This window comes from Colwellia sp. MT41 (assembly GCF_001444365.1).
Lineage (GTDB): Bacteria > Pseudomonadota > Gammaproteobacteria > Enterobacterales > Alteromonadaceae > Colwellia > Colwellia marinimaniae.
Genome location: NZ_CP013145.1, coordinates 2,158,398 through 2,173,271, shown reverse-complemented (window position 1 = coordinate 2,173,271; position 14,874 = coordinate 2,158,398). Strand labels below are relative to the sequence as shown.

13 protein-coding genes are annotated in these 14,874 nt (G+C 39.0%); 11 read left to right on the top strand and 2 right to left on the bottom strand.

Annotated features, from left to right (window positions below; all coding sequences use genetic code 11):
* Window positions 1-389 precede the first annotated feature (389 nt).
* The 5 genes from CMT41_RS09330 (at window position 390) to hflX (ending at window position 5,963) form a co-directional block, all read left to right on the top strand.
* A complete protein-coding gene (locus CMT41_RS09330) occupies window positions 390-1,463 on the top strand; it encodes an NAD/NADP octopine/nopaline dehydrogenase family protein (protein WP_058028192.1) in 1,074 nt (357 codons plus the stop codon).
* A gap of 267 nt (window positions 1,464-1,730) precedes the next feature.
* A complete protein-coding gene (locus CMT41_RS09325) occupies window positions 1,731-2,894 on the top strand; it encodes an NAD/NADP-dependent octopine/nopaline dehydrogenase family protein (RefSeq protein ID WP_058027107.1) in 1,164 nt (387 codons plus the stop codon).
* Between the two features lie 287 nt (window positions 2,895-3,181).
* Entirely contained in the window at window positions 3,182-3,571 is a 390-nt protein-coding gene (locus CMT41_RS09320; RefSeq protein WP_058027106.1) for a hypothetical protein, read from the top strand.
* Window positions 3,572-4,053: 482 nt separating this feature from the next.
* Window positions 4,054-4,344, top strand: a complete 291-nt coding sequence (locus CMT41_RS09315; protein WP_058027105.1) for a hypothetical protein — start codon at window positions 4,054-4,056, stop codon at window positions 4,342-4,344.
* A 263-nt stretch (window positions 4,345-4,607) separates the two neighbouring features.
* A complete protein-coding gene (hflX, locus tag CMT41_RS09310; protein WP_058027104.1) occupies window positions 4,608-5,963 on the top strand; it encodes a GTPase HflX in 1,356 nt (451 codons plus the stop codon).
* 156 nt (window positions 5,964-6,119) lie between these two features.
* Here hflX and CMT41_RS09305 read toward each other — a convergent pair whose 3' ends face one another.
* Window positions 6,120-6,368 carry a DUF3297 family protein gene (locus CMT41_RS09305; protein ID WP_057181036.1) on the bottom strand — a complete coding sequence of 83 codons (249 nt, stop codon included), beginning with the start codon at window positions 6,366-6,368 and terminating at the stop codon, window positions 6,120-6,122.
* 314 nt (window positions 6,369-6,682) lie between these two features.
* On the opposite strand from CMT41_RS09305, the gene CMT41_RS09300 reads away from it, so the two are divergent.
* Window positions 6,683-7,516, top strand: coding sequence for an AAA family ATPase (locus CMT41_RS09300; protein ID WP_058027103.1), 834 nt, complete (start codon window positions 6,683-6,685; stop codon window positions 7,514-7,516).
* Between the two features lie 6 nt (window positions 7,517-7,522).
* Entirely contained in the window at window positions 7,523-8,695 is a 1,173-nt protein-coding gene (locus CMT41_RS09295; protein ID WP_057181034.1) for a vWA domain-containing protein, read from the top strand.
* A gap of 125 nt (window positions 8,696-8,820) precedes the next feature.
* Here the strand turns inward: CMT41_RS09295 and CMT41_RS09290 are convergent, their stop codons facing one another.
* Window positions 8,821-10,962 carry a S9 family peptidase gene (locus CMT41_RS09290; RefSeq protein WP_058027102.1) on the bottom strand — a complete coding sequence of 714 codons (2,142 nt, stop codon included), beginning with the start codon at window positions 10,960-10,962 and terminating at the stop codon, window positions 8,821-8,823.
* 609 nt (window positions 10,963-11,571) lie between these two features.
* On the opposite strand from CMT41_RS09290, the gene CMT41_RS09285 reads away from it, so the two are divergent.
* From CMT41_RS09285 to CMT41_RS09270, 4 genes are all read left to right on the top strand, one after another.
* A complete protein-coding gene (locus CMT41_RS09285) occupies window positions 11,572-11,886 on the top strand; it encodes a hypothetical protein (protein ID WP_057181032.1) in 315 nt (104 codons plus the stop codon).
* Window positions 11,887-11,973: 87 nt separating this feature from the next.
* On the top strand, window positions 11,974-13,383 hold the full coding sequence (locus CMT41_RS09280; RefSeq protein ID WP_058027101.1) for a M20/M25/M40 family metallo-hydrolase: 1,410 nt from the start codon (window positions 11,974-11,976) through the stop codon (window positions 13,381-13,383).
* Window positions 13,384-13,703: 320 nt separating this feature from the next.
* Window positions 13,704-14,255, top strand: coding sequence for a VOC family protein (locus tag CMT41_RS09275; protein WP_058027100.1), 552 nt, complete (start codon window positions 13,704-13,706; stop codon window positions 14,253-14,255).
* Between the two features lie 94 nt (window positions 14,256-14,349).
* Complete coding sequence (locus CMT41_RS09270) at window positions 14,350-14,649, top strand: DUF1330 domain-containing protein (protein ID WP_058027099.1); 300 nt, start codon at window positions 14,350-14,352, stop codon at window positions 14,647-14,649.
* Window positions 14,650-14,874: the final 225 nt, after the last annotated feature.

The following is a 14,874-nucleotide window of genomic DNA, read 5'->3' as shown; positions in this document are numbered from 1 at the left end:
GGCTAGTTGTGCCTTGAATTCCTGTTTTGTACATATCTGATTCATATTCTATTCGTCACCATAAAAATCAAAGTAAAATTCGGCCCAATGTAAATAAGAAACGATGATTTATTGAACTTATGTATTAATTATTTTGAGTGGGTGTCTGGTGATTTTTTGGTGATTTTTTGGGAGGGTAAAGGGTTTTTATTATTCCTATAATCAAAGACTTTTTTGGCGTTCGTCATTTAAGAGTGCATTAAACTGACCTTGTTATACAATGAAACATACAAGGTAAAATCTGAAAATGAGGTATACAACCCTCAAACTGGTCTTTGATGCCTGTTGAACTTGATAAATTGGGCGAATATATATTCCCGTACTCAATCGATGTAATGCGGAGAGAATTAATGAATATAACGATATTGGGAGCCGGTGCTGGTGGTTCGGTTACAGCCTTCGATTACGCCAATCATGGGCATTCTGTCAGGCTTTTCGATTTTCCAGAGTTTCCCAGTAATATCGAGGCGATAGCCAACCAAGGAGGTATCTATGCAGAAGGATATATCTCGGGGTTTAGCCCTGTAGCCTACGCAGGGCATGACATCGATAAAGCGCTGGAAGATGCCGAACTTATTTATGTCATAGGGCCGGCATTTAGCACATTACCATTTGGTGATGCCTGTGCGGGCAAACTAAAGCCAGGGCAAACCGTTATTATTAGTCCAGGGTCCTGTGCAGGCGCTCTGGTATTCAAGCAAGCTGCTGGACTGGGGTTTGAGGATGATTCTGTAAGGATTGCGGAAACCCACACTCTACAGTATGCCGTTCGTCTGCTCGAAGCGGGCCGAGTGCAGGTATTTCTTAAATTGAAAGCTGGCAATCTTCTGGCTGCCTTGCCTAGCCGACATACAGCTGACATATTAAAATTGATTGCGGATGTATATCCGGGAATGGAACCCGCACACAACGTGATCCAAACCAGTCTGCAAAATGCCAACCCCGTCATTCACCCTGCCGTATCCTTGACTAACGCAGCACGCATTGAAGGGGCTGGAGATTTCTTGTTCTACGAAGAAGGTGTGACCGATTCTGTGGGACGGCTCATTGAGGCTGTCGATCGGGAACGGATTGCCATCGGCGAGCGTCTGGGTATTACCATCCTCTCTGATCCGGAAATAGGCATACATCAGGGCTATATGCGGGAAAATAACTATGGCTCAGCTTATCGAAAAGCGCCTGGTTTTCAGGGGATTCCTGCCCAACCACAACTTGATCATCGTTATATTAATGAGGATGTAGGTTACGGTCTTGTGTTCATGTCTGGGCTGGCGAAGCAGGTCGGCGTAGAGACTCCGAGCATTGATGCCATCATTCAGATCACGTCGGTACTGATGAATCGTGACTATGCAGCAGAGGCGCTACGCACCCCAAAATCACTCGGTATTGCGGGCCTGTCAGTAACAGAACTCTACCGCCTTTAATTCAACTATTCCAATATATTTCAAGAGTATATGCTATAATGCAGACACAAAATTTACACTGACCATTTTACTACCTGTAGTAATCAGTTTAGTTATTGGAATTAGGTACTTTTGAACTAGCGTTTTAGAAAACTTATTCTAAATACACATCTACACATCTACACATCTACACATCTACACATCTACACATCTACATTTACTGTTTTATGGTTTCAAAGGGTAAATATTTATACCTTGAAATAAGATCAATCATTAAAAGGAATAATAATGAAAATCACCATAATTGGAGCTGGTAACGCAGGTTCTGCTTGTGCGTTTATGGCTGCCGAGGCTGGACATAAAGTAAGACTATTGAAGACATCAAATCGTATTACACATGATGAGCACTTTGAAGCAATGGTCAGCAATAAAGGAATATATTGCGTCAATAACACCAACAATGGCCATTTTACCGACAGTGCCGTTGATGCCGAAAAAACTTTCCAACCCTTGGAAATGATCACTAGAGATCCCAAAGAAGCGATTGAGGGAGCAGATGTTGTGATGATTTTCATTCAAACTACATACCATCAAGCTTTAGCTGAACGGATTGCAAAGTATTTTCAGGATGATCAATTGGTCATGTTAGTTCCTGGATACGCAGGAAGTTTGTTTTATCATCAATTTTGCGATAATAATCCAATCTTTGCTGAGGGTGAATCAACCCCTAATGATGCAAGAATAGTCTCACCTGGTACGGTCAAAGTCTTATTTAAAAATGTCAGAAACTCTCTATCATTTTTTCCAGCTTCAAGAACTACTGAAGGCATGGCCATTGCCTCCCGTTTATTTCCTGCCTATAACATTGAAATGAACAACGTTCGAAAACATATATTCGAATCAGCACTACATAATCCCAATATCATTGTTCACACAGTGGGCATGTATGTTATGTACCCGATGCTTGAGTATTGTGCAAAACACCATCCTGATGAAGTTCCATATATGTACAGAGACGCACTTTCGACTGATATGGCATGGCTGATGATAGAAAAATTAGATGCGGAAAAGATGGCGGTATTAAGTGCACTAGGATGTGAATCAATCCCTTATCTAGATGCCTGTTTATTTAGAAACGAGGAAGATCTCACGCAAAACCCAAGAGATGTATTTGAAAGTTATAAATTATCATCACCACCAGGTCCCTATAGTTTTGATAATCGTTACATTACAGAAGATGTTCCTATGGGATTGGTTTTATTAGCATCATTAGGTGATAAATTGAATATTGCTGTGCCTGAGTGTCATCGCTTAATAGAGATGTGTGGTGGTATTTTAAAAAGAGATTTTTATAAAGAAGGAAGAACCTTAACTTCATTAGGTTTAGGTGCGTTATCAACAGAGGACCTATTATCTTTTGTCAATGACGGTATAGTACCAATCAAAAACTGATTGCATAATGAAGGAGGAGGTAAGTATCAATTTTATACTTACCTCTTCACTACACAAACCAATTTATTTTGAAAAAATATTCTAAGGTCAGCTATCCCTAAGATAGTGATCATAAAAGTGAAGTCATTTTTACAATTAATTAGCACCACTTTGTGTCTTGGGTTCAACCGATGCAGCACGATCCTAAAATTAGTATTAAAGAATTTACAGAATATTAAGGTGGGTTGAACGTAAAGATAATATGTAAAACATGGTCTAATATGTATATAATTTCACAGGAGAAACTTATGAATTTGTACGAAAATAGATCAGTGTCTAGCTTGTTTCCACTCGTCATTATGTTCTGTCTTATCAGTACATCTCTTTTGGCAGCTCAAATTTCGGATCCGGATGCATCCCAAAAAGCCTCAATAGATAAAATGCATCACAAACTGCATATTGATCAGGCTCCCTTTAAACTACAAGAAGTGCAGGCACTCAAAGAACTTAATGAAATGACCATTCTTGATGATGTTAAACTTGAAAATATCGATGTCAAGATTGATGAACTTATGGCGGCAAAAACACAGATTATGCGCCTAAGATATGAGCACCTTATTGAAATGCGTGCAATTCTTTCCGATGCACAAAAAGTACCATACGACAAAAACGTATTAAAGCGATCGCTTGTTAAGTAATAAATAATTCCCTTGGAGTGAAAATAATCAGTGAGAACAGAATTTTCTAGTTTTTATTGAAAACATTTTACTGGTACAGTTGCTAATGTTGCCTTTGTGGCAGAAGAACCGTTTCTCATTATTTATGACACCTCCGCATATTAGCTAAGGATACTGATATATCCTTACCTGTAGATTTTATTTTAAGAACGTTATTTTGTTAATATATTACTTTAATGGCAATTTTATTGAATAAAGCCAGTGCCTATTCTCGTCCCATTCCTCCCGCCACATTTTAAAAAACCGCAACTTAACCCGTTGCGGTTTTTTCGTTTTGAATTAAGTAATGGTAACTAAAGGGTCTGTAGCATGAAATCGGCACAAAAAATCAAGTGGCTAATTCCTCCATCAGATAAGGTTATATCAATATAGTTAATCTCTTATAGACAAAGTGTTTTATTGATGTAATCTAAAATTACTATTCAATTTAATAAGAATAAATAATGCAAAGATTAAGAGAATCTCAACAGGCGTTAACTCTTATTTATAACGCTTATAATGACGCAGCAACTAAGTCACTAGCACCCTTAGACATTGATGATGCAGAAGTATTGAAAAAATTACTTGATACCGTGATGAATCGAGAATCTGTATCACATATGCAAAATAAAAAAACACTTAAAGAAAGTACTGCACTTCGAAGCGCTATAGCCGATGTGCTATTGTTACTTGATCATTGTGATATTAAAGAAATTAAAGCGAATATGAAAAAATCCACCTCTACTGCGGTATAAGTAGCAGACTACGTTATTGTTAAGGCTTGTTGTACAAAACTAGCCGATTGCTATATTAAGAAAGCCCATTACCTAAGTAATGGGCTTTTTTATTTTTGGGCAGCAACTAAAATAAAATCTGCATTAGTCTGCTATTGCTCTATAAAGCTAGGCTATAACAGCGTAGGATCATATTACGTTCGATAAAAATTAGGTTTGCACTTATACCAATTGGCTAATAGGTGCACTAATACCAACTTAATCAAAATGGTATACATAAAAATATGCAACTAACAGCAAAAGCATCACGTACTAACGCTTTACTTATTTCAATTTGCACACCGGATTTCAAAGGTGATGAGGCAACTGAATCACTGGCAGAGCTGGCGCGTTTAGTGACGACGTTAGGCTTTAAAGTGGTTGGTAGTCAGTCGCAAAAGCAGAGTTCGACTAAAAAAATTAATGTATTGGGTTTAGGGAAACTGGCTGAAATAGCGCACCTCACTGGTAACAAAGGTGAAGTTAACACCGAAGTAGAAGCGGGCGAGGTTTTACCGGAAGAAGAAGTTGATGAAACGCCATTTAGTGATATTCCCTCGGACAACTTGCCGTTTGCTTGTGCGGATGTAGTAGTATTTGATTGTGATTTAAGCCCATCGCAGTTGCGTAATGTAGAGAATCAATTAGGCGTAGAGGTGTTTGACCGTACCGGCATTATTATTGAAATATTTAGTCGCCATGCCCGTACCAAAACAGCAAAATTACAAGTTGAAATTGCTCGCCTTAATTATGTCGCGCCACGGCTTCGTGAGACATCATGTGGTGATAAAGAACGTCAAATGGGTAAAGGCGCTGGCGAAACTACGCTAGAGCTAAACCGCCGAAAAGTCCGTGACCAATTAGCAGACCTTAAGCGTGAGTTGGTGAGTGTGCAAGATGAAATGAAGGGCAGGCGTAGCCAACGTGCGGAGCTTTTTTGTGTGGCTTTGGTTGGTTATACCAATGCCGGTAAGTCATCATTGATGCGAGCGATTACCGGTAGTGATGTCGAAGGTGAAAACAAACTTTTTGCCACCCTTGATACTACGGTTCGGGCCTTGTTTCCAATCAGTCAACCTCGAATATTAGTATCAGATACGGTTGGTTTTATTAAAAAATTACCGCACGATTTAGTTGCCTCATTCCATTCAACCTTAGCAGAAGCACATGATGCTTCATTATTGTTATATGTAGTAGATGCTTCAGATCCTTCTTTTCGTGCGCAACTCGATGTGGTGCACGGCGTATTAGAAGAGGTCGGTGTTGAGGACAGTAAAAAATTACTGATACTAAACAAATCAGATCAACTTAGCAGTGAGCAACAACAAGCATTGATGGATGAGTTTCCTGAAGCCATGATGACATCGGCTCGTGATCCGGCTGATATCAGTAAATTGCATAAATATATCGTTGCAATTGCGCAGGATGAGATGATTGAAGAAGAGATTATTGTCCCTTACACTGCTAACGGTATCATAGGTGAAATTCGCTCAAAAATGAGTGTCACCAAGGAAGAGTATGAAAGTGATCATATCAAGATTACGGTTAGGTCAAATGCGATTGATTTAGCACGATTGAAAAAGCGGATGCAGAGCTTATAAAGCTAAGCGCAAGCAATAGCTAATTTAACAGGGTCAGCATGCCGGTAAATAAAGCTCATCTGACCCTGACTAATACCAACGAATGACCGATTAAACTGTTTTAGAAAAGTTTAATCGGTTTTCATTGCTAATTTTTAGGTTATTCTTAGATAGTTTTTAACGATAAAACGCTTCAACAGTGCCTTTTATTGTCATCATAAGCGGTTGTCCACGACGGTCTAACGCTTTTTTAGACGGCACTTTTACCCAACCTTCACTGATGCAATATTCCTCAACATCGAAACGTTCTTTGCCATTAAGCGTAATACCAATTTCGTGCTCGAAAACTTGCTCATCATGGTGAGGGCTACGGGGATTACCAGAAAGGTGATCCGGTAAAGCTGGTTTCGATGTAGTGTCGTTCATGTTCGTGACCTGTGATAAATAAATAGTGCGCTATTGTAGGCAATATAGGCTTACCGCTCAAGTGTTGCCGTAATAAATGTTAGCCAGGGGTACCGTTGTCACCCTTAATTTTCTCCAGTGACTAAAATAAAAACAGCTAATTAAAACGATTGTTTTATTTTGCTATTTTTACGGGTATTTATGGTGTTATCATTTCGCCCAGAAATGTCCTGAAAATAAAGACTGGTCACAAACGACGCTGGTCTTATTTTCTAAGGCAAAATAAATTGTCAGCTAAATAGGCTCTTAATAGATTATTAATAGGTAATCACACCATGTTTAACAGTACCGAAAATTACATTGCATCAGACGATCTTCGCTTAGCCGTGAATGCCGCTATCACCCTAGAAAAACCTTTATTAATTAAAGGGGAGCCCGGCACAGGTAAAACACAATTAGCGGAAGAATTGGCTAAGTCACTCAATTGTAAGTTGTACCAATGGCACATCAAATCAACGACAAAAGCGCAACAAGGTTTATACGAATATGACGCGGTATCGCGCTTGCGTGACAGTCAACTTGGCGATGAACGGGTAAATGATATCGGTAACTATATTATTAAAGGCAAGTTATGGCAGGCGTTCGAAGAAGACGAACGTTGTATATTGCTCATTGATGAAATAGATAAAGCTGACATTGAATTTCCGAACGATTTATTACAAGAGCTTGATAAAATGGAGTTTTTTGTTTATGAAACTCAACAGGTTATCAAAGCGAAACAACGTCCTATTATCATTATCACTTCAAATAATGAAAAAGAATTACCTGATGCCTTTTTAAGACGCTGCTTTTTTCATTACATTAAATTCCCAACAAAAACTGAAATGCAGCAAATTATCGACGTTCACCATCCTCATGTTAAACAAGACTTATTAAAGCAAACATTAGACGTATTTTTTGACTTAAGAGAATTAAAGGGCATGAAGAAAAAGCCGTCAACGTCAGAATTAATTGATTGGTTAAAATTGCTGATGGCTGATGATATTTCCCAAGAGGTTTTAATGGATAAAAAATCTGACATTATTCCTTTATTTGGCGCCTTATTAAAAAATGAGCAAGACGTTTCTTTAATGGAAAGACTTGCCTTTATGACCCGTAGAAACAGGTAACTAGCCGTGTTTATTGATTTTTTCCTCGCCTTAAAAAAGCACAAAGTGCCCTGTAGTTTGCGTGAACTGTTAGATTTAATCGCGGTATTAAAAAAAGGTGTGATTTTTGCTAATGTCGATGATTTTTATAACCTTGCCAAAATAGTCATGGTTAAAGATGAAATTCACTACGATAAGTATGATCGTGCTTTTGCTGAATATTTCCAAGGTATTGAACAAATTGATATCTTTGACAAGCTTCTACCGGAAGATTGGTTAAGAAAAGAGTTTGAAAAACACTTAAGTGATGAAGAAAAAGAAAAGCTCAAGTCGTTAGGTGGCCTTGACCAATTAATGAAGGCGTTAAAAGAGCGACTTGAAGAGCAGAAAAAACGTCATGCTGGCGGCAGTAAATGGGTTGGTACCGGTGGCACATCGCCCTTTGGTGCTTATGGTTATAACCCCGAAGGTATTAGGGTAGGCCAGGATAAAAACCGTAACAACAGCGCGGTAAAAGTGTGGGACAAACGTGAGTTTAAAAACTTCGACCAAGACCGTGAATTGGGCTCTAGAAATATCAAACTAGCGCTGAAAAAGTTAAGGAAATTTGCCCGTACTGGCGCCAGTGAAAAGCTGGATATTAATACCACCATACACGCCACGGCAAAAAATGGCGGTATGCTTGACGTACACATGGAGCCGATACGTCATAACGCGGTAAAAGTATTGATGTTCTTTGATATTGGCGGCTCTATGGATGAATACATTAAGACTTGCGAAGAGTTATTTTCAGCGGCGCACAGCGAATTTAAACATTTAGAATTCTTTTATTTTCATAACTGCGTTTACGAAAAAGTGTGGCGAGATAACCAAAGACGTCGCAGCGAAACTGTCGATATTGAAGAAATCATCAGAACCTTTGGCTCAGATTATAAAGTGATTTTTGTCGGTGATGCCACTATGGGGCCATACGAAATCACCTACCCAGGCGGCAGTGTTGAACACTGGAATGAAAAACCTGGCGCTGACCATATGAATAGACTTACCAGTCATTTTAGTAAAATTGCCTGGTTAAATCCGCAACCTGAAGCGCAATGGTCCTATTATCACTCTATAGGGCTGATCAATGAGTTGATTGACAACAAAATGTTTCCGTTAACCGTTGATGGCATCGGGCGAGCTATAAAAGCAATAAGCTAACTTTTGAGAGTAAAATAGTTTTTGAGCCTAAAGGGAAAACTATGAAGTTTTTATAAATGGCTGAGCAAACTTGCGAATAACAAAGTTAGCAGATTACTCCGCTAACTTTACTCCGCTAATTTTATTTAGCTAGCTTTACCGGGTAATAATGAGATGAAAAAGCTCATTTCCAAGGCTTTTTCTCTTAAACTTTTAAAACGTCCTGATGCGCCGCCATGGCCCGCTTCCATATCAGTTTTAAATAACAATAAGTTATCATCGGTTTTCAGCTCTCGCATTTTTGCTACCCACTTCATCGGTTCAAAGTACTGCACTTGTGAGTCGTGCAGTCCGGTAGTAACCAGTATATTGGGGTAGTGTTGCGCACTGATATTATCAATGGGCGAATACGCTAAAATACTATGGTAAGCCTTTGCTTCATTCGGGTTGCCCCATTCGTCATATTCATTGGTGGTTAGCGGTATGGTTTCATCGAGCATAGTGGTTAACACATCTAAAAAGGGTACATGTGCACCAATGCCTAGATACAGCTCAGGTGCTTGGTTTACCACAGCGCCCATTAATAAACCGCCGGCGCTACCACCCGAGGCGAATATTTTATCTTTTGCGCCATAACCTTGGGCAACCAAGGCCTTAGTGACATCAATAAAGTCATTAAAGGTATTTTGTTTAAACTCTTTTTTTCCGGTTTCATACCATTCTCTACCTAACATTTCTGAGCCCCGAATATGGGCGATAACGTAAACAAAACCTCGGTCGAGTAAACTTAATGTTTGACTGGAAAAATCAGGGTCGATGGTAATGCCATACGCACCATAACCGTACTGTAAAAGAGGGTTAGTGCCATCCTTTTTAAACATATCGCTACGATAAACAAGGGATACCGGTACTTCAACACCATCACGGGCGGTAATAAATAACCGCTCTGATTGATAATCTTCTTTGTTAAAGTCACCTAAGACTTTTTGCTGTTTGAGCAGCGTGCGCTCACCCGTAGCTAAGTCAAATTCAAATAAAGAGCCGGGTGTGGTTAAGCTTGAATAATATAATCTTGCCGTAGTACTATTTGGCTCTGGGTTATCGCCAAGACAAGCAAAATAACAGGGGTCGTCAAATGATAATGGATACTGATGGCCAGAATTTTTACCTCTTGTGGTGTGCACAATAAAACGAATTTGGCCATTTTCACGTTCGGTCACCACAATGAAGTTATGAAATAATTCAATGCCCTCAAGTAGCACCTCTTTTCTGTGTGGGATCACTTCTTGCCAGTTACTTATATCATCAACTTTATCGACAGCGACTTTCATTAAGCGAAAGTTTTTAGCTTGATAGTTGCTGACAATATAAAAGTGTTCGCCCATTTTATCAGCGTGATATTCGTGTTGTTCTTGATAAGGCAGTAGCTCAATAAACTCGCCCTCAGGCTCATCGGCACTAAGCGTTAAAGTATGTGTTGATTCAGTGGCATGTAAGCAAATATAAATTTGTGACTCATCTCTGCTTTTATCTAAACTCATATAAAAGCTGTGATCGTCTTCTTCATACACCAAAACATCATCAGCTTGTGGCGTACCCAGTTTATGGCGATAAACTTGTGTACCTAACAAGGTTTCTAGGTCTTTTTTTACATAAAATACCGTTTGATTGTCATTAGCCCAAACAATCTGTCCTTCCGTTGCAAGTAAAACATCGGTTAAATAAGCGTCTTGTGCGTCAGTTTCGTTGCTTAACTTGTTTAAGTCTTTAAAATTAATGGTGTAAATACGGCGGCTGTCAGTGTCTTCAGCTATTGTCATTATTTGATCATTAGGACTTATTGATATATCACCTAAGTCATAAAACTCATGGTCTTTGGCTCGCGCATTAACATCTAACAATAGAGTTTTGTGGTCACCAGCAAAGCTGGTTGTGCGGAAATAATTTGAATACTCTTGTTCGCCATTAATTTCACTGTGATACCAATACTTTCCGTCTTTTGCCGGCACAGTATTATCGTCTTTTACGATACGTGCTTTAAGCTCTTCAAAAAGCTGTTCTTGTAACGGTTTTTGTTCAGCCAACATAGCATCAGCATAACTATTTTCATCCTTAAGGTGTGCCAATATCACTTCATCACTACGCTGGTCATCACGCATCCAATAATAATTATCCACCCGCTGATGATCATGTATTGCCATTGTATGGGGGATTTTTTTAGCAAGTGGTGCGGTAATGTTTTGCTTTGGTTTTGGCTCTGATGAAGGTGAAAGTAAAGATGTTGGCACTAAGTGCTCCTAGGTAAATGAGGTGATATTTTATTAAAGCTATAACGGGATAAAAATTCCTATGGTCAAGTTTATCGATATTTTATCAATTAAGTTAGTTAATTATTTAAAAATTAAGCATCAACGTGGAACAAGGCTTGTTGTCACTTGACTACGTTCAGCTGACAACCTGTTATTGACCTGCACAATTGCAGGTTCTGCTTAGTACATCTGCCCTTGAAAAGTTAAGATCTAGTCGACAATAGGGCTAGCGACAGCGAGTAAATAAAATACCACTGGGTCGTTAATAACGTACGGGTAGCTGTTAGCTTGGCTCCATGCCACTATATATTTCAGCCCACAACTACTTAATCCGTGCACGTGGCAATGGCGTTCAATCGAAGACCAGTAGATCAAACAGGAGAAACCCCCTTGTCTGTTCACATTCCTTTCCTTTATCATCGATTTTAGTCATTAATAAAACACATCTTGCCGGAATCTCGCTATTTACTGGCTTTTATTCCCTGTACAATGAGCTTTTAAGCATTCTGGTTAATACTAATTTACTTCGAGGTAAACTAGATGCCTTTTTGCATTGTCAGCTACCCCCTATAAGAGCTAAATAATTTAATGATACCTTATACCGATACCGCCGAATTAATTGTAACCTTAGAGTCAGAAATAAAAGCACTTAGCAATACCATTGCCACCTTAAAGCAAGAGCCAAAAAGCTTTAATGAACAAGTTATCTTTAAGTATATTGATACCGCTAGTACAGGTAAAACTAAAGATTTTGTTAGATCATTAGGGGTGAAATCTGAGCGTGGTTCGCTATTTTCCTCGGGTGATGTCAGCAAGCTAATTAAAAGTGGTGCTGACGATATTTCACCAGAGTTACTGGTTATAGCGCGTGATGTAATGTATATGAAAAAGAAAAAACGCTAAGCGGAGTTGCTCAACAACCGATTCAGCAATAAAATTAACAATCAAATTTTGATGAACATTTACTCACCTACCGGTAGGCTTTACTCTATGAATAATCGTTTTATCTCTGTGTTATCAGGGCTCTTTTTTGCTACATTAAGCTTTAATATTAGCCAAGCTCATGCGCAATCAGATAACTTTTCTGTGCAACAATTAGCACAAGTTGAACAGATAAAGTTGCAGGCTTTAGAAAGTGATCTTGCTTGGCGTTTAGTTGAGTCGTTAACCACGGAAGTAGGCCCGAGAATGCCAGGTACCCCAGGAGATAAAGCTGCAGTTGCTTGGGCAGTAGCCAAGTTTAAAGCCATGGGTTTTGACAAAGTATGGACAGAGCCGGCTACTTTTCCTAAATGGCTTCGCTACTCAGAGTCAGCCGCTATTGTTAGCCCAGCACCGCAAGCGCTTCATATAACAGCGCTAGGTAATAGTATAAGTACACCTAAAGCCGGTATTCAAGCACAAGTTATTGAATTTCAATCCTTAGCCGAATTAGAAAATGCGCCGGACAATGCGGCAAAAGGTAAAATTGTTTTTATAAATTATCGCATGAACCGTAATCGCGATGGCAATGGTTACGGCCCAGCGGTACAGGCACGTAGAGATGGCGCTGTTGTCGCAGCACAAAAAGGTGCTGTCGGTTATGTCATGCGCTCAGTAAGCACGGCTAATCACCGCTTTGCTCATACGGGTGGCAGTCATTATAAAGCAGGCGTTACCAAAATTGTTACTACTGCCATTGCAAATGCCGATGCTGATCAATTACATCGTTTAATTGCTTTAGATAAACCCGTTATTATCAATATTAAGGTACAAGCAAAATCGATGGGTGAGGGCACCTCTTATAATGTTATTGCTGAATTTACTGGCAGTGAATACCCTGAACAGCATGTACTTATTGGTGGTCACTTAGACTCTTGGGATCTCGGCACAGGCGCTTTAGATGATGGCGCCGGTGTTGCTATAACTATGGCTGCGGCAAAACTAGCCGTATCAAAAGGTAAACCTAAACGCAGTATTCGTGTGGTATTGTTTGCCGCAGAAGAATTTGGCTTATGGGGCGCGAAAGCTTATGTTAAAGCGAATAAAGCAAGCTTAGCCAATATAGTTGCGGCAGCAGAATCAGACTTTGGTGCCGGTAAAATATGGGCATTTGATGCCAATGTTCACGTCAGTGTATTGCCCTTGGTTAGTGATATTGCCGCTATGATGAAATCTCTTGATGTTGAGTACCTCGCTAAAAACTCAGCACGTGGCGGTCCAGATTTAATCCCATTTCGCCCTTTTAACATTCCAGTCTTTCGTTTATCGCAAGACGGTAGCGACTACTTTGATTACCATCACACCGCTGATGATACGCTGGATAAAATAGATCCGGAAAAATTACGTCAAAACGTGGCCGTTTATGCGGTATTTGCCTATATGGCAGCTAATGCTAAAACTCGCCTGATTGGTAAGTAGCTAGACTCAATATAAAAAGTATGCCACCAAGGTTACTTAGATGATTGAAAAGCACAGGGTAATTATTCTGTGCTTTTTTGTTTCTGTTTATTGCTAGCTTGATTAAAATACTATAAAAGATAATACTTTTGCCCGTGTTACTTTACGAACTCTCTTACAAAATACTCAATATATTTTTTCTATTTAACGTGACACGCAATAATAGGCCAGTTAATGTGGTTACAGCTTATTTACAGTGAATAACGTGGCAGAGTCCCACTACGTTAAATATAAGTTCAACGACTATAAAGCCTTTATCAGGCGTTAAAAATAAGGTAATCATGTCAGCAGTAGATATAAAAAGTTTCTCCAACATGCTTTTAAGCCATGTAGAATTATATGTAAAAGATATTACCTCGATGGAAAAATTTTATACTGAACATTTAGGGTTTGTTGTCACTGACAGAGGTCTTGGAGAAAATGCTATGGTCTTTTTAAGCCGCAGCCCTAAAGAACATCATCAAATTGTTTTAAATCCCAGGCAGTCTCATCGTTCAATTGACAGTCCTATAGATCATATATCTTTTAGAGTTGAGTCTATCCCAGCTTTAAGAGGCTTTTATTCTGCGTTAAATCAAGCAACAGATATTAGTATTCAAACGGTTTCTCATGGCTCTGCATGGTCAATTTATTTTAGAGATCCAGAAGGAAATCGTTTTGAACTATTCACTGATACTCCTTGGTATGTTAATCAACCTTGTAAATTCGAAATTAATCTTGAGCAAACGGATGAAGCGTTAATGAAATTTACCCTAGACAAAATAGAAAACATGGCTGGCTTCTCGTTTGTTGAAGAATGGCATACAGCACACAAAATGAGTCTGGAACACTAAGGATAATCAATTTTAATGTTACTTAAATAAACAAAGTGGCATTATTGTTAAATCCGTTTTAAATAAGAACTTAACTGCTACTTTTGGAGTTTATATGTCACATGAGATTTTAGTCGGCTTGAATGTTGTCGATGATCTTACTTATGAAGATTATCGAACCGCAATGAAGCCTATGCTTGCAGATTATCAAGGTCGTTTCGGTTATGACTTTAAAGTCTCTGAAGTATTGATTTCAGAAGGAAATACCGATATCAACAGAGTTTTCACCCTAAATTTTACGAATAAAGAAAAAATGGACGGCTTTTTCTCTGACCCTAAATATCTACTCGTTAAAGAAAAGTTCTTTGTAAAGTCTGTCGGTAGCGCAACTATAATCTCTAGTTATGAAAAATAGTGCTGAAGACAATGCAGTTTGTCAGTGAAGGGCATAATTTTAAAACACGGTGCTCAATTATAAGAATCATCGTTATGTCGGCTGTTTGGCGATAAATAAATAGCTTGTGTAAGCCTAATCGCAACAGGAAATAACGAGTAACTTGGCAAGCGAGTTCGGTTCCGCTCGGTTTTATCTGTTATTCTATGCCCAGTTCATCTTTATTGTCTTTTAATCCCAGTTAAG